Origin of the sequence: Pseudomonas sp. DrBHI1, assembly GCF_002205115.1 — a bacterium.
GTDB classification, from domain to species: domain Bacteria; phylum Pseudomonadota; class Gammaproteobacteria; order Pseudomonadales; family Pseudomonadaceae; genus Aquipseudomonas; species Aquipseudomonas mosselii.
In genome coordinates this window covers 91813-111022 of sequence record NZ_NIBE01000057.1, presented here as the reverse complement: position 1 = coordinate 111022, position 19210 = coordinate 91813, and the positions used below count along the sequence as shown (strand labels likewise).

Genomic DNA, 19210 nt, shown 5'->3' with positions numbered 1-19210 from the left:
AACGTGAACGAAATTTAATCCTGTACCAATTCTGTACCAATTACCGCTGCCTCAAGCTTGACCAGCTCGGACCAATCGTTCGCTGAATTCAGCCACTTCGCGTAGGTGGTGAGTAGGACCTGGACGGAGTGTCCAAGCTGTCCGGCGATGAATGCCGGGTTCATTCCTGACATGAGGCACATCGTGGCATAGGTGTGCCTGCAGTTGTACTGTGGGCTGGCCCGAATTGAGGTCGCTTCGACCGCCTGGTTGATGAAACCAGGCATGCTGCTGCCTTTCATGTGAGGGGACCTGCCGGCAGGCTGAAAGATGAACGGTGATTCAGCGGACACCCGCCTACCGTTTCGCTTTCGAGCGCTTGCAATCTTCCGGGCTCGTCCGAGAGCTGTCAGGGCGCGACTGTTGAGCATGATCGTTCGGGTTTTGGCGGGTGAACCGCCAATGAATGTGGCACTTGAAGACATGCGCGCGTATCACAGTGCGCATGATTCGGGAGCTCCGGCAGAAGAGGTTGAGCGCTTGCGGCTAATTGCGCAGCCCTCATTCAAGGCTGTTTCTGATTACCAGCTCTACGCGCTTGGGCATCATCCTCTGATTCGTCACTGAGCCGGCTCTATCAGCGTTGCTCCCTGGTTTCGCACGTTGCCCACGGCTGTTCCAACGCGGTACCACTCGAACGTCTCTGCCGGTTCACCCAGGTTCAGCACCAATTGTTCCGCGTGCTCGCTGGGCATGCCTGCTGCGATCCACTCGACCGCCAGAGCAGGCGACAGCACAACCGGTCGGCGGTCGTGCACATCGACCAGGCCGCCCTGGGCGTCTGCAGTGATCATCACGAACCCGTCGTGCTCATTGCCGGCGAACTGACCTATCGAGGCGCACAGGGCAGGGCGCCCATCTCGCCGGCGGATGTAATAGGGCTGCTTCTTCTGACCGCCTTCATCCGCCCACTCATACCAGCCATCCACGGGGGTGATAGCCCGGTGTGGCCAGATCGCCCGGAAGAAGGGGCCGTGAGCCACCTTCTCGACGCGGGCGTTAATCGGCGCGGCACGGTCGGTCGCCCAATGCGGCCGCCATCCCCATTTCACCAGGTCTGCCCTCGGGCCTGCGTCATCTACCCGGAGCACGGCGACCTGCGTGGTCGGCGCGACATTGTACCGCCCCAGGTCCCGGTCCCCGACGTTGTTACGCCAGGCCGCCGGCATGCTCAGGGCCTCCACGAAGTCATGGATACCGCGGTACTGGCTCAGCCTACCGCACATTTCCCATCCCTCCCGCTCGAACTGAAAGGATAGCCCGCCAAGCGGTACTGGCCTGACCATCCGTTTGGATGCTCAAGTACTGTATCAATATACAGTATTGGTGCCGTATGTACTTCCTTCTCGGCCGCCGCCGTGAGCTCGGCGTAGCCATCCCCAACGAAAAGCTCGCGAAGGTCACATCGGGCTGCTCACGGATGAATCTGCAGAGGAGTGGGAGAGGGACGAGCCAGGACGGATCGGGGTCGGCAGATCGCCGCATGGCTCAGCGGCTGTCGAATGCCTTATATCTAAAGGGCGCAGCGTGAAGTAAATTTAATCCGGCGCGTTTTGCGCCTCCTTCCTACGTGGTCAACCGGACGACCTGTCATGACGCTCACGATCGATTTCACCGACCAGGCCACCAGCCTGCATCACGATGCGATTCTCAAGCCTTTGCGCGCTTTCAACGACACTGTGATCGGCTCCCCCGAAGCGGCTACCGTCGCCTGGACGCTGCGCGATCCCGCCAGCGATGAAATCGTCGGCGGGCTGTATGCCAGGCTTGGCGGGCGCTGGTTATTCGTCGAGCTGCTGGTGGTGCCCGAGCGGATGCGCGGGCAGGGCACCGGGCGCGAGCTGATGGCCCAGGCCGAGGCGCTGGCGAGGGAGAAGGGCTGCTGCGGAATCTGGCTGGATACCTTCAGCTTCCAGGCGCCGGACTTCTATCGCAAGCTGGGGTTCGAGGTGTTTGGCGAGCTGGCCGACTTTCCGCCTGGGCATACCCGCCATTTCCTGCGCAAGCGGCTGGCTTAGCATCTTTAGACGCAGGCCTGCCCTGGCGTTGCGAGCTGAGGGGGGCTCAGCCAACCCGCAACCAGATCGCCGAGGCATCGTCGCTCATCTTGAACCGCGGGTAGCGCAGGCACGCGGCATCGTCCTGCTCGATACCCCGCAGTGTCCGTGCCAGGTCATCCAGGCCGTGGCTTTGCAGGCGCTTGAAGAAACCTGCCGGCTCATAGGCCCGATAGGTGTCGAACAACGCCGCGAAGCCATCGCTCATCAGCAGGACATCATCCCCCACGGCCACCGGCGCATGGCTATAGAGGGTGCCCTCGCGGGACAGGTCGGCATCGACGCCGAGCACGGCCCGGGGGCGCTCGCGGGAGGCGCGGCGATCGGCCAGCACGGCCGGGGTACGTACGCCATGGGCACCGGTACCAGGACCGAGGGCGGCGGCCTCGGCTTGCTCGGCCTCGCGGTCCGGCTCTGGGGTGAGGAAGCGGATACCTTGCGCGCCGCGATGCAGCACCACGCAGTCGGCCAAGTGCGCGCAGACCAGTTCCTCGCCCTCGATGGCCACCGCGGCAAAGGCGGCGCGCGGCAGTTCCCAGGTGGCCACGGGCTCGCGTCGGCGATCCTGCCGGTAGGCCTGGGCGATTGTGTCGAAGACCGTCTCGCAGACCTCGCGCAGTGGCCCCGAGGCATTGGCGAAGGCGCGCTGGGCCGTGGCCGAGAGCCAGGCGGCGCCTCCGCGCTCACCCAGCAGGCCGGGGGCGCCGAGGTCGGTGGCGCCGTCGATGACCCAGGCGTGGCGGTCGGCACTGCCGATACGATCGTCATTGGGCACATCGTGCTTGCCGGCCAGGCTCAGGGACTGGATCAGGTCGAAATGCATGTCGGGCTCCGGTTCGGTGGGATTCACCGACCTTGACCGTTGCGGCGCCCGGCGTCAAATGTCACGGCTTGGGTGCGCGGTCCCAGCAGTCACTGTCCAGGGCGCAGACACCGAATTGCCGATCCATCAGCGCCATGCGCCGCAGGTGGGCGTCGATGATGTCGCGGTTCACTTCGCTGTCGATGATGTAGCGGCTGTAGCGGTCGATCAGGCGGACCTTCCAGGCCTCGCGGGTGGCCGCATCCAGGGCGTCGGGCGCATTTGCCAGGCGTTGCAGGGTCAGGTCGTCGGCGCGCTTGAGCTGATCGGTGAAGGTGGTGATGTAGTGGGCACGCTGCGCTTCCTTGTGGCGCGCGGCGTCGGCATCGAAGGCGTCGAGGTTGTGTTGCCATTGCGCCCAGTAGGCGTCCGGCAACTGAAGATCGCGCTGCTGGCGCAGCTTGGCGACGACTTGCGCGTTGCTCTGACGCGGTGGTGGCTGGCGGTTCTGGCTGGCCAGCGGGTCCAGGGCGAGGGCCTGGGCGATCCAGGCATTGCGCGCCTCGCTGTCCGGCAGGATCGGGCCCAGCGGCGGGGCGTCTTCGCTGGTCGAGCGGGGCAGGCCCTTGCAGCCGGTGAGCGAAAGGAGCACTGACAGCACCAGCAGCGCAGGGAGGTTGTGACGCGGCATAAGTCTTCCTTGAGTAACTGCACAAGCGTGCATCCGGATGGATGCATGAGGGCTATCGGCGCTCGCGCGGCTGACTTGAACGCTCAGCCGAGTGTCTTGGCCATTTCCGCGGTCGGCGCCCAACCCAGGCCGGCATATACCGGTTGCCCAGCCTCGGTGGCGTGCAGCACCGCGAAGGCCAGGCCGCGCCGGGTGAACTCCGACTCGGCCAGACGCATCAGTTTCGAAGCCAGGCCCTGGCGGCGATGGGACGGCTCGACATAGACATTGAGCACATAGCCGCGCTGGTCCTGGCAGGGGTGGGCCGGATGCGGCGGCCAGTCGATCGCCATCAGGCCGATTGCCGCCACCGGCAGCGCGTCGTCCAGCAGCACGAAGCCGTAGTAGCGACCGTCCGCCAGTCTTGGCCGCAGCCAGGGGCCGAAGTGCTCGGTCATGCTTATGAGCCGCTGCGGGTCGCCGCCGGCTTCAAGGAACATGGCCTCGCGGTGGGCGCAGACCATGGCGTGGTCGCCCGGCAGCAGGCGGCGCAGGGTCAGGCCGGGAAAGTCGATCGCAGCTGGCAGGTCGTTCATGACGGGTCTCGTTGATCCAAGGCCTTGATCCTAGGCCCGCGCGGCGTCGGCGGTTAGATACAGATGGCCCGCAGACGCGGCATACAGCCCCTTGTCGCTCCCCAGGATTACGGCGATGATCCGCGGCAACCCGTTTGCCGACGAGGAGGCTTCGCATGCCCATTGCCCCGCTTTTGCGCTGCACCGACCTTGACGCCACCCGCCGTCATTACCGCGATGTGCTGCAGTTCACGGTCACCGACACCACGCAGTCGACCCTGACCGTGCAGTTGCGCGATTGCAGCCTGCTGTTCACCGAACAGGACCTGTGGCGCCTGCCGCCGGGGTGCGCCGGAACCTTCTACCTGGTGGTCGAGGACGTTGACAGCTATTACGCGCAAGTCCGCGAACTGGCGGATATCGCCTGGCCGTTGCACGACACGGAGTATGGTTCGCGGGAATTCGGCGTGCGTGATTGCAACGGCTATTACCTGGCCTTCAGCCAGCGGCATGGCGACGCCGTGCAAGCCGCACGGGTCGCCTTGTGATCCTGCGCGGCCCTGCGCTCCTGGCGATGTTGCTGCTTGCCGGCCCGGCCGTGGCCATGGACGGCAAGGGCAACTCGACCGATCACTTCACCGTCGGCTCGAGCCTCGCCACCGCCGCGGTGAGCGGCTCCACCAGCCATCCGGCGCGTACTTACCAGGCCGCCCGCGACGATGCGTTGCTGTTCATCGCCAGCGACGGGCGCCTGCGCGGCGCGCGACTGGAGCAGGCACTGGGCGAATACCGCCAACAGCACCCGAACAGTTCGCTGAACGACCGTGACCTGGCCCAGGCAATCGCCTGCCGCTGATAGCGCGTTTGCGGGCATGCCAGGACAGGGGGCTAGACTCGTGGTCAACGAGCTGGTTCCCAGGAGTCTGACATGACCGCCAAGAACACCATTTGCCTGTGGTATGACCACGATGCCGAGGACGCGGCGAACTTCTATGCCAGCATATTCCCCGACAGCCGGGTGACCGCCGTGCACACGGCGCCCGCCGACTATCCCTCGGGCAAGGCAGGCGATGTGATCACGGTGGAGTTCACCGTGATGGGCATCCCCTGCATCGGCCTCAATGGCGGCAAGGCGTTCAGCCACAGCGAGGCGTTCTCGTTCCAGGTGGCGACCGACAGCCAGGAGGAGACCGACCGCTACTGGGATGCCATCGTTGGCAACGGTGGCAGCGAGAGCGTGTGTGGCTGGTGCAAGGACAGGTGGGGCCTGTCCTGGCAGATCAGTCCGCGGGTACTGACCCAGGCGGTCGCCAGCCCCGATCGTGCCGTGGCGAAGCGGGCGTTCGAGGCGATGCTGCAGATGGGCAGGATCGACATCGCCGCCATCGAGAAGGCCATCAAGGGCTGAAGGCGAGAGGCCTCAATGCACGGTCTTGCGTTCCCTGACGCACACCCGTGCCTGCTCCGTCAGCGTGTCCAGTCGCTCGTCGCGCAGGCGCTCGGCGTCCATCATCGCAGCCTCGCCCTGTTGCTTGAGCAGGTAGGCATGGATCTGCCGGACCTCCACGGTCTGGTAGATCGGTGCGATATCCAGCCGCCCGATCAACGCACCGCTGGCTTGGCCGGTGCTGCTCATCAGTACCTGCGGTCCGGTGCTGGCGACCACCTGCAGGCCCATGTTCTCGAACCACGGCACCTGCTGGGCGAAGGTGCTCAGCTCGACGCAGGCATAGCGTTCACGGGCTGCATTTAGCAGGCCACGGGCAATGCCCTGGCGACGGTGGTCGGGAGACACTGCAAGGTAGGCCAGGGCACAGGCCTGCGGGTTGTCCTGGGCTGGCAGCACCAGGGCGAAGCCGAGCAACTGGTCCGGCGCCTCGGCATCCAGGGCCAGGGTCAACTCGACGGCCAGGCCGCGGGTGCCGTCGAGCGCCATCAGGTACTGGTGTACCTCCAGGCCGACGCCGTACTGGTACAGCGGGTAGAGCGGATTGTCCGGGCTGATGGCGACGCTGCTGAGCTGGCCGACGTGGTCGATCACCAGCTGGCGAATCTGGTTCTGGAAGGATTCGGGCGGCACGCCGTCGAGGCGGCGGAGGATGAACATCGCGGGTCGGGCTCCGGCAGGATTGAAACACACGCCCCGGAACGAGGCGGGTGATCATTCTACCCGGTGAGGCTAGCGCAGCCCAGCCAGCATCAGGTCGAGGTTCTGCACGGCGGCGCCCGAGGCGCCCTTGCCCAGGTTGTCGAACACCGCGGTGAGCAGCACCTGGCCGTGCTCGGGGTTGGCGTACAGGGCCAGGCGCAGGTCGTTGCTGTCGTTCAGCGCCTGCGGATCCAGCGCCGCCGCCGGGCCGTGCTGGTGCAGGGGCATCACTTGCACATGGCGGGCGCCCTGATAGTGCCGCTCGAGGCAGGCCTGCAACTGATCGGCGTCGACCCCGGGCAACAGGCGCAGTTGCAGCGGGATGCTCAGCACAATGCCCTGGCGGTAGTCGCCGTAACCGGGCACGAATACCGGGCGCGCGCTGAGCCCGGCGTGCTGCTGGATCTCCGGCACATGCTTGTGCGCCAGTTCCAGGCCATACAGCTGGAGGGTCGGCAGGTAGGCGTCGCTGCGCTGCTCATGGCGCTCGACGGCGGCCCGGCCACCCCCGGAGTAGCCGGAGATGGCGTGGATGCTGAGCGGGTAGTCGGCCGGCACCAGGCCGGCCTTGACCAGCGGATGCAGCAGGGCGATGGCGCCGGTGGGGTAGCAGCCGGGGTTGCTCACCCGGGTGGCCCGGGCGATGTGCTCGGCCTGTTGTTCGTTCAGTTCCGGCAGGCCGTAGACCCATTCGGGCGCGGTGCGGTGCGCGGAGCTGGCGTCGATCACACGTACCGCCGGATTGTGCAGGGTGGCCACGGCCTCGCGGGCGGCGTCGTCGGGCAGGCAGAGCACGGCGATATCGGCGCTGTTGATCGCCTCGCTGCGCCGTGCCGGGTCCTTGCGCTCGGCCTCGGGCAGGGTGAGCAGGCGCAGGTCCTGGCGGCCTTGGAGGCGGGCGTGGATCTGCAGGCCGGTGGTGCCTTGGTCGCCGTCGATGAATACGAGGGGGTGGTGCATGTCGGTGGTCCGCTGATGGGGAAGGATTGCCGTATCCTCGTCGTTCGCTGGGCGAAATAAAATTTGAATATAATGATCGCCGTATTCAGGAATTCTGAACTTGAGCGCATTGTCCCATGGGAGATCGCCCAGCCCTGTGGGAGCGGCCTTGCGGCGCGAAAGGCTGCTCCCACAGGGGCCAGCTAAACCCGTGAGTTACCGAGATCCCATGCGAGAAATCAGCCTCGACCGCTTGCGCACCCTGGTGGTGATCGCCGAACGTGCCTCTTTCGCCGATGCCGCCCGCCAGCTCAACCTGGCGCCCCCCACCATCAGCCTGCACGTGGCCGAGCTGGAGGCGCGCATCGGCGCGCCCTTGCTCACCCGCACCCGCGGCCACGTGCGGCCCACCGCAATCGGCGAGACCTTGCTGACCCGCGCCCGGCGTCTGCTGGTCGACGCCGACCAGGCCCTTGACGAGGTGCGCCGCCAGGTCGAGGGCCTGACCGGCCGGGTGCGGCTGGGCGCCTCGACCGGCGCCATCTCCCACCTGTTGCCCCAGGCCCTGGAAACGCTGCGGGTTGATCATCCGGGGATCGACGTGCAGGTCCAGGTGCTCACTTCGCAGGCATCCCTAGCGCGGTTGCGTGACGGCACCCTGGACATCGGCCTGGTGGCGTTGCCGCAGGTGGCGGGCAAGGGCTTGCGGATCACCCCGTGGCGGCGCGACCCGATCATGGCCTACATCCCTGCCGACTGGCAGCCACCGGCACGGGTAACGCCGGCCTGGCTCGCCGGACGGGCGCTGATCCTCAACGACAGCACCACGCAACTGTCGCGGGTGACCTCGGAGTGGTTCGCGGCAGCAGGGTTGTACCCTGAACCGCGGATCGAGCTGAACTACAACGATGCGATCAAGCGCCTGGTGGCCGCCGGCTACGGCGCCACCTTGCTGCCGCAGGAAGGCGAGGTTCATCCGCCATCGCCGCGTATCACCCGGCGGCCGTTGCGGCCGGGGTTGTGGCGCCAGTTGGGGATCGCCTGTCGCGAGGGGGCGCTGGAACGGGCGACGGGGCATGTGCTGGAAGCGTTGGGAAGGTTGCGGCAATAGACGGGGCTGAGCCTGTGGGAGCGATGCTGGCCCGCTCCCACGGCGTCTGTCATTGGTTGCGTTCGCGTGCGCGCAAGGCTGTCACCGTCTCGCCGCCGACACCCCAGTTGTCAGTGGCTACTTCCTCGATCACCACGAAGGTGCTTGCTGGCGGTTTGTTCAGTACCTGCTCCAGCAGGCGGGTGGTGCCTTCGATCAACTGACGCTTGTGTTCTGCCGTGACCCCTTCATCGGTCACGCGGATATGGACATAAGGCATGTGCGTCGCTCCAGGTTCAGTGCCAGGTGCCGGCGGTGCTGCCACCGTCGACGGGCAGGATGACACCGTTGACGAAACGGGCGTCGGTCAGGTACAGCACGGCGTCCACCACATCCTCGGGCGTGCCGGTGCGCCCGCTTGGCGACAGCGCGCCGAGCCCTTCGGTGTGGCCGCCGTGCAGCGGGGTGTCGATGATGCCAGGGGCCACCGCGTTGACCTGCACGCCGCTTGCTGCCAGCTCCAGGGCCAGGCCCTTGACCGCCTGGTTGAGCCCGCCCTTGACCAGCACCGGTAGAAGTGCCGGGACGCGGGTGTCCGGCTGCAGGGCCACCGAGGCGGTGATGGCGACGATATGCCCGTGCCCTTGGGCCTTCATGACCCGGGCTGCGGCCTGGGCGGGGTAGAAAAAGCCCTTGAGGTTGGTGCCGACCAGCGCGTCGACATCGGCCTCGGTGTAGTCGGTCACCGGCTTGGGAATGAAGATGCCGGCGTTGTTGACCAAGATGTCGACCCGGCCGAAGGCCTCCAGGGCGGTGGCGAACAGCCGTTCGGCGGTGGCTTTCTCGGCGATGTCGCCAGCCACGCCGATGAAGCCGGCCGGGTTGCCCAGGCGGGCGGCGGCCTCGTCGAGGCGGGCCTGGGTGCGGGCATTGCCGACCACGTTGTCGCCACGCTCGAGGTAGGTCTGGGCCAGGGCGAAGCCCAGGCCGCTGGAGGCGCCGGTGATGATGACGGTTCTTGCGTTGCTCATGGGAGGATCTCCGATCGTGCGAGGTGTTGCTCGGGTATGGAGTCACTGTAAGTTGCAACGACAGCTTGAAAAATGAGGCGTATGGCATTTCAATCAATACATCATGTAATTAATCGAGCCCGCCATGACCCGCCATTTCGATGACCTGCAACTGGGCAGCCTGGAGCTGTTCTGTCTCGCCGCCGATGCTGGCAGCTTTACCGAGGCGGCCACCCTGGCGGGCGTCACGCCAGCGGCGGTGAGCCGCTCGGTGGCGCGCCTGGAGGAACGTCTGGGCGTACGCCTGTTCGTGCGCACCACCCGGCAGATGCGCCTGAGCGAGGCCGGCCAGGCCTATTACCAGCATTGTCGCCAGGCGCTGGGCCAACTGGTCGAGGCCGAGCGCCAGGTCACCGGTGGCCAGCTCGAGCCCGCTGGCCGCTTGCGCATCAGCGCGCCGACGCCCTATGCCCATCACCGCCTGTTGCCGCTGCTGCCACGTTTTCGCCAGCGTTATCCCGGGGTGCAGGTGGATGTGCATGTCAGCAACCGCAACGTCGATTTCGCCGACGAACACTTCGACCTGGCGATTCGCGGCCGGGCGCCGGCCGATTCGCGCCTGGTGGCCCGGCGCCTGGAGGACGCCGAGCTGGTGGTGGTTGCCACACCCGGCTACCTGGCCCGTGCCGGTACGCCACGGACCCTGGAGGACCTGGCTGGGCACGAGTGCATCCAGTTCGAGTTGCCCAGCAGCGGCAGGCGGCCGACCTGGAGCTTTCGCCGTGACGGACAGCTGGTCGAGTTGCAGACCCAGGGTGCGTTCACCTGTCTGGGTGATTTCCTCGCCACCACGACCCTGGCGCGCCACGGTGGCGGCCTGATGCAGGCCTACCGTTTCACCGTGCAGGATGCGCTGGACAGTGGTGAGCTGGTCGAGGTGCTGGCCGGGCATGGCGGGACGTCGCGGCCTTTCATGCTGGTGTATCCGCAGGTCTGGCACATGCCGTTGAAGGTGCGGGTGTTCATCGACTTCCTGGTCGGCGAAGTTGCACTACCGTTGGGCTGAAGCCCCGGCGGGCGCGCGCTGGCGAACTATGCTCTGTGCTGCATCGGTTTCCCAGGAGAGCACGCCATGAAATCCATGACATTGTTAGGTTCTGTATGAAAACCTTTGAAACCTCACCGGAGTCTCTGGAGGCCTGATTTTCCGTAGAGTTCTCGCTTTTTAGGCGAAGGATTCTGCCATGTCCAAGCGATACGAACTTTCCGACGCAGAATGGGAAATAGTCGCGGATCTCTTTACCGCACATCGACGTACAGGACGCCCAAGAGTTGACGATCGCTTGATGCTCAACGGCGTGTTGTGGGTGCTGTGCTCAGGTGCAACCTGGCGGGACATGCCTGAACGATTCGGGCCGTGGTCGACGGTCTATCAACGATTTCGAGACTGGCGAAACCAAGGAACCTTCAACAAAATGCTCAAGCGGTTACACCTCAAACTCAATGCACAGGGCCAGATTGACTTGACCACCTGGTGCATCGACTCAACTGCCGTGAGGGCCACCCGAGCCTCTGCCGGAGCAGGCAAAAAAGGGGGGCTGAAGAACCAAAGGACCACGCACTTGGACGAAGCCGGGGCGGGTTGACGACGAAAATTCACATGGTCAGTGACGCCCGTGGCATCCCACTCCACTTCACGCTCTCTGGTGGTAATGCCAGCGACATCTCCCATGCTCAGCGCCTGCTGGACGGTGTCCACATCCCTTCGAATCGAGGTAGGCCACGCAAGCGCTGCCGCTGGCTCCTGGCCGACAAAGGCTATGACGCAGAATCCTTGCGGCAATACTGCGACCGCTATCGGATGCAGCCGGTGATTCCGCTGCGTGACATGAAACGCAAGCCGAAGCCGGGCTTGCCGCGGCTATTTGACAAGCCCAAGTATCGGCAGCGGAACGCTATCGAACGGCTATTTGGTTGGTTGAAGGAGCACCGCCGCCTGGGTACACGCTATTGCAAGCTAGCGGAAAGCTTCGCTGCGATGGTCACGCTGGCTTGCTGGCGGCGGTGTTTACGACATTACTTTTCGTACAGTGCCTAGCGATCACCTGCGTACTGAGTTTTGCCGCCCACGCCGAGGATGGCCCGGCGACCAACTGCGATGCCAAGATCAATGATCTGGAGAGCATCAGCAAGACCGATGGCCAGGCGTTGCACGGCGGCATGGCCCACGACTATCACGAGCTGCTCAAGCAGGCCAAGGACGCCCGGGACAAAGGTGACATGGCCAAGTGCCAAGCCTCGGCCGACCGCGCCAAGACCATCTACAACAAGGCGCGGGGCAAGTAACGCCCGGTACAGCTTTGCAGGACCGGGGTTGCCCGCTCCCTGAGGTATTACCCAGCGCTCTGGTGTAAGCTCTTGCGGACCTTTCCACGAGACCGCCGCATGACCTCGCCCAGCCCGCGCCTCGACAGCCTGCTCACCGGCTGCGCCCGACCGTTTACCCGCCCGGGTTCGCACAGCGCCATCGACAAGCAACCACGTCAAGGCCCGTTGGCGGTGACCTTCCTCGGCATCGCCGGCGACGAACAGGGCGATCTGCGCGTACACGGTGGCGTCGAGAAGGCCATCCACCATTATCCCCTTGAGCACTATTCGGACTGGGCCGCCGAACTGGGCGAGCACCCCTTGCTGACCCGGCCCGGCGCGTTTGGCGAGAACTTCAGCAGCTTCGGTTGGCGTGAAGCCGATGTCTGCCTGGGCGACCGGATCCGCGTCGGCACGGCATTGCTGGAAATCTCCCAGGGGCGCATGCCGTGCTGGAAGCTCAACGACCGCTTCGACGTGGCGCAGATGGCGTTGCGCGTGCAGCAGAGCGGGCGCACTGGCTGGTACTACCGGGTGCTGGAGGAGGGCGTGGTCGAGGCGGGCGATGCCCTGCATCTGGTCGAGCGTCCCCACGCCCAGTGGTCGGTGGCGCGGCTCTCGGCGGTCCTGTTCGACAAGCGGCTGGAGCCCGAGCTGTTGCGCGAATGCCTGGCGCTGCCGCTGGTGCCGAACTGGCGCAGGACACTGGAAAAGCGCCTGGAGCAACACCAGGTCGAGGACTGGACCTCGCGCCTGCAGGGCCGCAGCGAAGGCTGACCGGCGTCGCGTTCAACATTTATCAAGACAAGGAAAGCCCCATGGCCTTCGAACTGGATGATCGCCTGGTCATCGGTGTCGCCTCCAGCGCCGTGTTCGACCTCAGCGAATCGGACGCGGTGTTCCGTCGCGAGGGCGAGGCGCAGTACCGCAAGTACCAGGAGCAGCACTTGGACGTGCCGCTGGGAAAAGGCATCGCCTATCCCTTCATCAAGCGCCTGCTTGCGCTCAATGACCTGCGCGGCGATCCCGAGGACCCGCTGGTGGAGGTGGTGCTGCTGTCGCAAAACGATCCGGACACCGGCATGCGGGTGATGAAGACCATTGGCCACTATGGCCTGAACATGACCCGGGCGATCTTCACCCAGGGCCGTTCACCCTACGAGTACATTCCGGCGCTGAACATCGCCCTGTTCCTGTCCGCCGACAAGCAGCATGTCGACGCCGCGATCAAGGCCGGCTATCCGGCGGGGCAGGTGCTGGACTCGAAGTTCGACGATGACGAAAGCGATGACAACCTGCGCATCGCCTTCGACTTCGACGGTGTGCTGGCTGGAGACGAATCGGAGGCGGTGATGCAGTCGGGCGGGTTGGACAGTTTTCATGCTCATGAAGTGATCAACGTCACCCAGCCGCACAACCCCGGCCCGCTCAAGGAGTTCTTCGTGCGCATCGCCCGTATCCAGGCTGCCGAAGAGCAGCACAAGCTGGCGCATCCCGGCTATGAGAACCGCCTACGTGTGTCGATTGTCACGGCGCGCAACGCGCCCTCCCATGAGCGGGCGCTCAACACTCTGAAAAGCTGGGGAGTGATGGCCAATGACGCGTTCTTTCTCGGGGGCATAGAGAAGCGGCGGGTGCTGCAGGTGCTCAAGCCGCACATCTTCTTCGACGACCAGTCGGGGCACCTCAAGAGCACCAGCACGGTGGTGCCTTCGGTGCATGTTCCGTTCGGAGTGACCAACCGGGCGCGCTGAGCCACAGGGGCCGCGCAGCGGCCCCTGTTTTCCTGCGATCAGTGATCCGCCAATCCGTCATCCTGCGACAGCAGCGCCCTGGCCAGCTCCTCGTCACTGGCTTGCAATCCGGGATTGGCCTGGCGGACCTGCGCCAGCGCCGACTCCAGGTAAGCTCCGCGAATGGCGCCGCCGCTGGCGACGAAGGCCGACAGTTCGTCACGGGCGGGAATGATCCGTTTGTCGTCCTTGAAGGTCGAGTACAGCGAGGCGGACACCCCGGCCGAGGTAGCGACGTCACCGGCGTCGACACGGGCCAGGGCGGCACCGGCGGGGAGCAGGAGCAGCAGCGATGGGATGAGCAGTAAATGACGCATGGTGAGTCCTCCGCGAAGGTGAAGCCCAAGGGTGTTACTGCATGATGTTAAGAGCGCTGTGACGCGCTGGGAGTTCCGGCACGCTTGTCATATTGCGCCTGCAATACTGAGCCACGTTGTATTTGACCTACAACCCTCGCGCATGATCTTCTCGCAGTCCTGCCGTCCGTCAATCAAGGGAATGTGATGCCATGACCGAATACACGCTCCACTGCTTCGCCGAATCCGGCAACGCCTACAAGGTTGCGCTGATGCTGGAGCTCACCGGCCAGGACTGGGCGCCTGTGTTCGTCGATTTCTTCAACGGCCAGACCCGTGGTCAGGACTGGCGCGACGCGGTCAACGAGCAGGGGGAGGTGCCGGTGCTCGAGCATGCCGGGGAGAAACTCACCCAGTCGGCCTTGATTCTCGACTACCTGGCCGAACGCACCGGCCAGTTCGGCCCGCGCGACGACATCGAGAAGCGCGAGATCTGGCGTTGGATGCTCTTCGACAACCACAAATTCACCAGCTACTACGCGGCGTTGCGGTTCATCTTTTGCCTGAAGCAGATGGGCGAGTCGGATGTCACCCGTTTCCTGCGCGAGCGGGCCAGGGCGGCCTACCAGATCGTCGATGCACACCTGGCCAAGACGCCGTTCATGGTCGGCGGGCGCCTGACCATAGCCGACTTGTCCCTCGCAGGGTACGTGTACATGCCCGAGGACACGGGGTTGGCGCTCAGCGAGTTCCGTCATGTCGAAGCATGGAAGGCGCGTATTCAAGAAGTGCCGGGATGGAAGCATCCTTACGACCTGATGCCTGGAACCGCTGCTTGATCCCACTCAGGGCCAGTAGCGCGGGTTAACCTGCGATCACCGACGCAGCCGCTGCAGCGTATTGGGGCCGTTGTGCTGAAGGCGGCTCCTATCACAAGCGCGCCCCCCCATGAGACCGGGGCCGCGCCTGTGTCGGTCTAGGAGTGTGGGATGCTCCTGGCCTGCGGCACGCCGGCATACTGCGCCTTCAAATGCCCCTGCTCATCCAGCAGGTACGCATCCATCACCTCACGCACCACCGGCCCGGCCACCCGACCACCGGCCTCGCCGTTCTCGATCATCACCGCCACCACCATCGCCGGGTGCTCGGCCGGGGCGAAGCCGACGAACAGGGCGTTGTCGCGGTGGCGCTCGAGGGTCTTGTCGCGGTTGTAGCGTTCACCCTGCTTGATCGCCACCACCTGCGCCGTGCCGCTCTTGCCAGCGATGCGGTATTGCGCGCCGGCGGCGGCGGCGCGGGCGATGCCGCGCGGGTCGTGCATGACCATCTGCATGCCCTGGCTGACCTGGTCCCAGGCGTGCTTGTCGTGCAGCACGATGTCCGGCATCGGGTTGGGGTCGACCGGAGCCTGGCCACCGATGGTCAGCGCCAGGTGCGGGCGGTGCCACGCCCCCTTGCTCGCCAGCAGGCTGGTGGCCTGGGCCAGCTGCAGCGGCGTGACCTGCATGTAGCCCTGGCCGATGCCGAGGATCAGCGTCTCGCCGGGGAACCAGGCCTGTCGCCGGGTGGCGCGCTTCCAGGCCTGTGAAGGCATCAGCCCCGGTGCTTCCTCGAACATGTCCAGCGAGACCTTCTGGCCCAGGCCGAACTCGGCCATGTAGTCGTGCAGGCGGTCGATGCCCAGCTTGTGCGCCAGGTCGTAGAAGTAGGTGTCGTTGGAGCGCATGATCGCCGTGTACATGTCCACCCAGCCATCGCCCGTGCGGTTCCAGTTGCGGTACTTGTGGTCGTAGTTGGGCAGCTCGTAGTAGCCAGGGTCGAAGACCCGGCTGGCGGGGCTGATCACGCCGCTGTCGAGGCCGGCGATGGCCACTTCGGGCTTGACCGTCGAGCCGGGTGCATACAGCCCGCGCAGCACGCGGTTGAACAGCGGCCGGTCGATGGAGTCGCGCAGGGCGGCGTACTGCCTGTAGCTGATGCCCTTGACGAACAGGTTGGGGTCGAAGGCCGGGTTGCTGACCATCGCCAGCACATCGCCGTTGGCCGGGTCGAGCACCACCACCGCGCCACGCCGATCGCCCAGGGCCTTTTCGGCGGCTTGCTGCAGGTGGGCGTCGAGGCTCAGCACGATGTCCTTGCCTGGCACCGGGTCGTGGTGGTTGAGCACGCGCATCACCCGGCCCTGGGCGTTGGTCTCGACTTCCTCGTAGCCCACCTGGCCGTGCAGTTCGTTCTCGTAGAAGCGTTCGATACCAGTCTTGCCGATCGACTGGGTGCCGCGGTAGGCGGTACTGTCGAGGGTCTTGGCTTCCTTTTCGTTGATGCGCCCGACGTAGCCCACCGAATGGGCGAAGTGCTCGGCCAGTGGGTATTCGCGTATGAACTGCGGCTCGACCTCCAGCCCCGGCAGGCGGAACTGGTTGACCGCGATCAGGGCGATCTGCTCTTCGCTCAGGCCCACCAGCAGGGTCACCGGCTCGAACGGCTTGCGTCCGCGGCGCAGGTCCTTGTCGAACTGGTGGCGGTCGTCCTCGGACAGACCGAGGATCTGCGCCAGGCTGTCGAGCACCCGTGCCGGATCGCCGGCCCGTTCGCGGGTCATGGTCAGGTTGAAGCTGGGCTTGTTGTCGGCCAGCACCACGCCGTTGCGGTCATAGATCAGGCCGCGCTCGGGCGGGATCGGCAGCACGTGCACGCGGTTGTTTTCCGATACCGCGCTCTGCTGGTCGTGCTGCAGCACCTGCAGCACATAGAGCCGGCCCACCAGCACTGCCACCAGGCTCATCACCAGCAGGGCACAGGCCAGCAGCCGGCGGTTGACCAGATGCTTTTCCTTTTCGTGGTCCTTGAGGGGAATGGGCTGGGGCATGGACGTCGTGGCGCTACGGATGGGGTCGCGATGCTACGCGGGCGGGCAGGGCGGCTCAAGGCGGGGCCGGTTGCCCCGCCGCCCCGCGATGCCCGCCGGCCCCGGTGCCAAGGGGCTGACGGCTAACATGAAGTTTCCTTCATGTGCTGGGTCAAAGGCTGAGCGTCAGGCTCACACTGACATTGCGCGGTTCGCCCGGCAGCACCCACGCGCTGTTGTAGGAGCGTTCGTAGTACTTGCGATCGAACAGGTTGTTGAGGTTCAGGCCCACGGTCACCTGTTCGCTGGCCTTGTAGTGCGCCAGCAGGTCGACCGTGCTGTAGGCATCCAGGGTGAAGTGGCTGCCGGCCTGGCCGGAACGCTCGCCGACATAGTTGAACGCCGCGCCGATGTCCGATCCGCGCAGAGCGCCGTCCAAGAACTCGTACACGCCCATCACGCTGCCGCTGTTGCGGGCAATACCCAGCAGGTCGCTGCCCTTGGGCAGGGCCGCGTCGCCCTTGGTGACCTCGGCATCGATGTAGGCATAGGCGCCGATCACCCGTACGGCGTCGGTCAGTTGGCCGCTGAACTGCAGGTCCAGCCCCTGGCTGCGCGCCTTGCCGGCCGCCACGCTGTCGCCGAGCACGTCGGTGGTGATGACGTTCTCCTTGTCGATATGGAACAGCGCGATGGTCGCGCCCAGGCGGTTGTCGAGCAGGTCGAGCTTCAGTCCGGTCTCATAGCCCAGACCTTTCTCCGGCTTGTAGACCTGGCCCTGGGTGCCAATGGTATTGGGCTTGAACGACGTCGAGGCGTTGGCGAACACGCCGACCTGTGGGGTCAGCTGGTACAGCAGCCCCACGCGCGGCGTGGCGACGTCCTTTTCCTGGCTGTCGCTGGCACCGGTGGCGCGGTTCTGCGAAATCTGTTCGATGCGTTCCAGGCGCACGCCCACCAGCCCGCGCAGGCGCTCGGTGAAGGCGATCTGGTCCTGCAGATTGAGGGCATGGCTTTCGGTGTGCTCGAAGAAGTCGTTGGGCCGGGCGATGGCCGGCTTCGGCTTGCCGTATACCGGGTTGTAGATGTCCAGGCCATAGCCCGCCGAGGTCGCGCTTTGCGGGTATTTCTGGCTGTTGCGGTAGTTTTCGTATTCCAGCCCGATCAGCGCCTGGTGTTGCCAGCCCCCTAATTCGAACTGACCGTGCAGCTCGGCCTGGGTGATGTTGTCGTTCCATTCGAAATCACGTTCGCGATAGAAACGGGTGATCGTCGTGCCGACCAGGGCCTGGGGCTCGGAGCTGTTGCCCTTGAGCGTGCCCTGGGTGTAATGGTTGGCCAGGCGCAGTTTCCAGCTGTCGTCGAGAAAATGTTCCAGCGCCACGTCGAGGGTCTGGTTGTCGTTGCGGATCTTGCCGTCGTTGGGCTCGCCGAGAAAGGTCGAGCGCTTGACCGAGCCCATCTCGCCATTGACTGCCGGAATGCCTCGGTCAAACACCGACTCGGTGCGGGAGAACTCGGTGTCGATCAGCAGCCGCGTATCGGGCGACAGCTGCCAGCTCAGGGACGGGCTGACGATACGACGCTCGCTGCCGACATGGTCACGGAAGCTGCCGTTGTCCTCGACCGCCAGGTTGATCCGACCCAGCAGATTGCCTTGGCTGTCCAGCGGCGAGTTGGCATCCAGGGCGGTGCGGTAGCGGTCCCAACTGCCCGCGCTCAGGCTTAGGGTGCTGAAGGTTTCGGCCTGGGGGCGCTTGCTGACGATATTGACCAGCCCGCCAGGGTCGCCGCGGCCATAGAGGCTGGCGGCCGGGCCCTTGAGCACTTCGATGCGCTCGATGCTGGAGGTGTCCGGGGAACTGTAGCTGCCGCGGTTGATGGCGAAGCCGTTCTTGTACAGCTCGCCGGTGGTGAAGCCGCGCACACTGTAGTTGAGGAAGGTCAGGCCACCGAAGTTGTTCTGCCGCGACACGCCGCCGGCAAAGTCCAGGGCGCGGTCGATGCGGGTGGTGTTGAGGTCCTTGATCACCTGGGCGGGCACCACCTGGATGCTCTGCGGGGTGTCGCGGATATCGCTGTCGGTGCGGGTGGCGGTGGCCGAGCGGGTGGCGCGGTAGCCTTGCACCGGGCCGTCGGCGCGTTCTTCGAGGTAGGCGTCGGTGATTGAGGTTTCTTCCAGCAGCAGGGGTTGGGCTGCCGAGAGGGGTTGGCCGAACAGGCCCAGGGTGAGGCCGGCCAGAAGCGGTGCGCGAGGGTTCACAAGGGATCTCCAAATAATATGTAATAACGTAGCATTTATCGATGCGCTGACGCCATAGCGAAATGAGATCTGAGGAGTGATTGGCAGATGAAAATGATTCGCGTTATTGTAATGTTATTACGTAGCCGGAGGTTCCTATGCAAGTACTGTCCTCACTCAAGCAAGCCAAGCGTCGTCATCGTGACTGCCAGGTGGTCAAGCGTCGTGGCCGGATCTATGTGATCTGCAAGTCCAATCCGCGGTTCAAGGCCCGGCAGGGCGGGGTGAAGAAGAAGCGGGGGTAGCCTGTAAGGTGAGCGAAGGGGGCCGCTT

The 19210-nt window shown here is 65.1% G+C and carries 25 protein-coding genes; 13 read left to right on the top strand and 12 right to left on the bottom strand.

The features are described 5' to 3' along the window. Nucleotides 1–14 precede the first annotated feature (14 nt). Nucleotides 15–281 (bottom strand): hypothetical protein, encoded by a 267-nt coding sequence (locus tag CC207_RS11045; RefSeq protein WP_338148723.1) that lies wholly within the window; start codon nucleotides 279–281, stop codon nucleotides 15–17. A gap of 127 nt (nucleotides 282–408) precedes the next feature. On the opposite strand from CC207_RS11045, the gene CC207_RS11040 reads away from it, so the two are divergent. Then, complete coding sequence (locus CC207_RS11040; RefSeq protein WP_088852154.1) at nucleotides 409–606, top strand: hypothetical protein; 198 nt, start codon at nucleotides 409–411, stop codon at nucleotides 604–606. On the opposite strand, the gene CC207_RS11035 is transcribed toward CC207_RS11040, so the two are convergent. Next, the gene (locus tag CC207_RS11035; RefSeq protein ID WP_088852153.1) at nucleotides 600–1265 is read right to left on the bottom strand and encodes an SOS response-associated peptidase; all 666 of its coding nucleotides are present in this window, start codon (nucleotides 1263–1265) and stop codon (nucleotides 600–602) included. The genes CC207_RS11040 and CC207_RS11035 overlap by 7 nt on opposite strands. A 366-nt stretch (nucleotides 1266–1631) precedes the next feature. Here CC207_RS11035 and CC207_RS11025 point away from each other — a divergent pair, with 366 nt between their 5' ends. Beyond that, nucleotides 1632–2057, top strand: coding sequence for an N-acetyltransferase (locus tag CC207_RS11025; RefSeq protein WP_028689412.1), 426 nt, complete (start codon nucleotides 1632–1634; stop codon nucleotides 2055–2057). Nucleotides 2058–2103: 46 nt separating this feature from the next. On the opposite strand, the gene CC207_RS11020 is transcribed toward CC207_RS11025, so the two are convergent. The 3 genes from CC207_RS11020 to CC207_RS11010 form a co-directional block, all read right to left on the bottom strand. Further along, nucleotides 2104–2919, bottom strand: a complete 816-nt coding sequence (locus tag CC207_RS11020; protein ID WP_028689413.1) for a protein phosphatase 2C domain-containing protein — start codon at nucleotides 2917–2919, stop codon at nucleotides 2104–2106. 61 nt (nucleotides 2920–2980) lie between these two features. After that, nucleotides 2981–3589 (bottom strand): hypothetical protein, encoded by a 609-nt coding sequence (locus CC207_RS11015; protein WP_028689414.1) that lies wholly within the window; start codon nucleotides 3587–3589, stop codon nucleotides 2981–2983. Between the two features lie 83 nt (nucleotides 3590–3672). Beyond that, nucleotides 3673–4164, bottom strand: coding sequence for a GNAT family N-acetyltransferase (locus CC207_RS11010; protein WP_028689415.1), 492 nt, complete (start codon nucleotides 4162–4164; stop codon nucleotides 3673–3675). A 155-nt stretch (nucleotides 4165–4319) separates the two neighbouring features. On the opposite strand from CC207_RS11010, the gene CC207_RS11005 reads away from it, so the two are divergent. The 3 genes from CC207_RS11005 (at nucleotide 4320) to CC207_RS10995 (ending at nucleotide 5551) form a co-directional block, all read left to right on the top strand. After that, on the top strand, nucleotides 4320–4691 hold the full coding sequence (locus CC207_RS11005) for a VOC family protein (RefSeq protein WP_088852088.1): 372 nt from the start codon (nucleotides 4320–4322) through the stop codon (nucleotides 4689–4691). Nucleotides 4692–4717: 26 nt separating this feature from the next. After that, the gene (locus CC207_RS11000; protein WP_036985876.1) at nucleotides 4718–4999 is read left to right on the top strand and encodes a DUF2388 domain-containing protein; all 282 of its coding nucleotides are present in this window, start codon (nucleotides 4718–4720) and stop codon (nucleotides 4997–4999) included. Between the two features lie 72 nt (nucleotides 5000–5071). Continuing rightward, nucleotides 5072–5551, top strand: a complete 480-nt coding sequence (locus tag CC207_RS10995; RefSeq protein ID WP_062364272.1) for a VOC family protein — start codon at nucleotides 5072–5074, stop codon at nucleotides 5549–5551. Between the two features lie 12 nt (nucleotides 5552–5563). Here the strand turns inward: CC207_RS10995 and CC207_RS10990 are convergent, their stop codons facing one another. Further along, complete coding sequence (locus CC207_RS10990) at nucleotides 5564–6250, bottom strand: GNAT family N-acetyltransferase (RefSeq protein WP_028689418.1); 687 nt, start codon at nucleotides 6248–6250, stop codon at nucleotides 5564–5566. Between the two features lie 72 nt (nucleotides 6251–6322). Beyond that, complete coding sequence (gene argC, locus CC207_RS10985) at nucleotides 6323–7252, bottom strand: N-acetyl-gamma-glutamyl-phosphate reductase (RefSeq protein ID WP_088852087.1); 930 nt, start codon at nucleotides 7250–7252, stop codon at nucleotides 6323–6325. Nucleotides 7253–7460: 208 nt separating this feature from the next. On the opposite strand from argC, the gene CC207_RS10980 reads away from it, so the two are divergent. Continuing rightward, entirely contained in the window at nucleotides 7461–8342 is an 882-nt protein-coding gene (locus tag CC207_RS10980) for a LysR family transcriptional regulator (protein WP_088852086.1), read from the top strand. A 49-nt stretch (nucleotides 8343–8391) separates the two neighbouring features. Here CC207_RS10980 and CC207_RS10975 read toward each other — a convergent pair whose 3' ends face one another. Continuing rightward, complete coding sequence (locus CC207_RS10975; RefSeq protein ID WP_028689421.1) at nucleotides 8392–8601, bottom strand: 4-oxalocrotonate tautomerase family protein; 210 nt, start codon at nucleotides 8599–8601, stop codon at nucleotides 8392–8394. Nucleotides 8602–8617: 16 nt separating this feature from the next. Next, complete coding sequence (locus CC207_RS10970; RefSeq protein WP_088852085.1) at nucleotides 8618–9352, bottom strand: SDR family NAD(P)-dependent oxidoreductase; 735 nt, start codon at nucleotides 9350–9352, stop codon at nucleotides 8618–8620. Nucleotides 9353–9476: 124 nt separating this feature from the next. Here CC207_RS10970 and CC207_RS10965 point away from each other — a divergent pair, with 124 nt between their 5' ends. The 5 genes from CC207_RS10965 to CC207_RS10945 all read left to right on the top strand — a co-directional run bounded on the left by CC207_RS10965 (nucleotide 9477) and on the right by CC207_RS10945 (nucleotide 13452). Beyond that, a complete protein-coding gene (locus tag CC207_RS10965) occupies nucleotides 9477–10397 on the top strand; it encodes a LysR family transcriptional regulator (RefSeq protein WP_088852084.1) in 921 nt (306 codons plus the stop codon). Between the two features lie 178 nt (nucleotides 10398–10575). Beyond that, nucleotides 10576–11429 (top strand): IS5-like element ISPsp10 family transposase gene (locus CC207_RS10960; RefSeq protein ID WP_088852083.1). Its coding sequence is split into 2 segments (ribosomal slippage): nucleotides 10576–10917 and nucleotides 10920–11429, totalling 852 coding nucleotides; the frame shifts between segments, so codons are not numbered across the junction. Continuing rightward, complete coding sequence (locus CC207_RS10955; RefSeq protein ID WP_088852152.1) at nucleotides 11396–11677, top strand: hypothetical protein; 282 nt, start codon at nucleotides 11396–11398, stop codon at nucleotides 11675–11677. Before CC207_RS10960 ends, CC207_RS10955 begins: the two co-directional genes overlap by 34 nt. A gap of 99 nt (nucleotides 11678–11776) precedes the next feature. After that, nucleotides 11777–12475 carry an MOSC domain-containing protein gene (locus CC207_RS10950; protein WP_028689425.1) on the top strand — a complete coding sequence of 233 codons (699 nt, stop codon included), beginning with the start codon at nucleotides 11777–11779 and terminating at the stop codon, nucleotides 12473–12475. A 41-nt stretch (nucleotides 12476–12516) separates the two neighbouring features. After that, a complete protein-coding gene (locus CC207_RS10945) occupies nucleotides 12517–13452 on the top strand; it encodes a 5'-nucleotidase (protein WP_028689426.1) in 936 nt (311 codons plus the stop codon). Nucleotides 13453–13490: 38 nt separating this feature from the next. Here CC207_RS10945 and CC207_RS10940 read toward each other — a convergent pair whose 3' ends face one another. Next, a complete protein-coding gene (locus CC207_RS10940) occupies nucleotides 13491–13808 on the bottom strand; it encodes a DUF2388 domain-containing protein (RefSeq protein ID WP_028689427.1) in 318 nt (105 codons plus the stop codon). A gap of 191 nt (nucleotides 13809–13999) precedes the next feature. Here CC207_RS10940 and CC207_RS10935 point away from each other — a divergent pair, with 191 nt between their 5' ends. After that, a complete protein-coding gene (locus tag CC207_RS10935) occupies nucleotides 14000–14626 on the top strand; it encodes a glutathione S-transferase family protein (RefSeq protein ID WP_028689428.1) in 627 nt (208 codons plus the stop codon). Nucleotides 14627–14763: 137 nt separating this feature from the next. On the opposite strand, the gene mrdA is transcribed toward CC207_RS10935, so the two are convergent. Together mrdA and CC207_RS10925 are read right to left on the bottom strand one after the other, a co-directional pair. Further along, the gene (mrdA, locus tag CC207_RS10930; protein ID WP_028689429.1) at nucleotides 14764–16656 is read right to left on the bottom strand and encodes a penicillin-binding protein 2; all 1893 of its coding nucleotides are present in this window, start codon (nucleotides 16654–16656) and stop codon (nucleotides 14764–14766) included. A 151-nt stretch (nucleotides 16657–16807) separates the two neighbouring features. Further along, nucleotides 16808–18898, bottom strand: a complete 2091-nt coding sequence (locus CC207_RS10925) for a TonB-dependent siderophore receptor (protein ID WP_028689430.1) — start codon at nucleotides 18896–18898, stop codon at nucleotides 16808–16810. A 137-nt stretch (nucleotides 18899–19035) separates the two neighbouring features. On the opposite strand from CC207_RS10925, the gene ykgO reads away from it, so the two are divergent. Further along, nucleotides 19036–19182 (top strand): type B 50S ribosomal protein L36, encoded by a 147-nt coding sequence (ykgO, locus tag CC207_RS10920; RefSeq protein WP_023632134.1) that lies wholly within the window; start codon nucleotides 19036–19038, stop codon nucleotides 19180–19182. The last annotated feature ends 28 nt before the right edge of the window (nucleotides 19183–19210 follow it).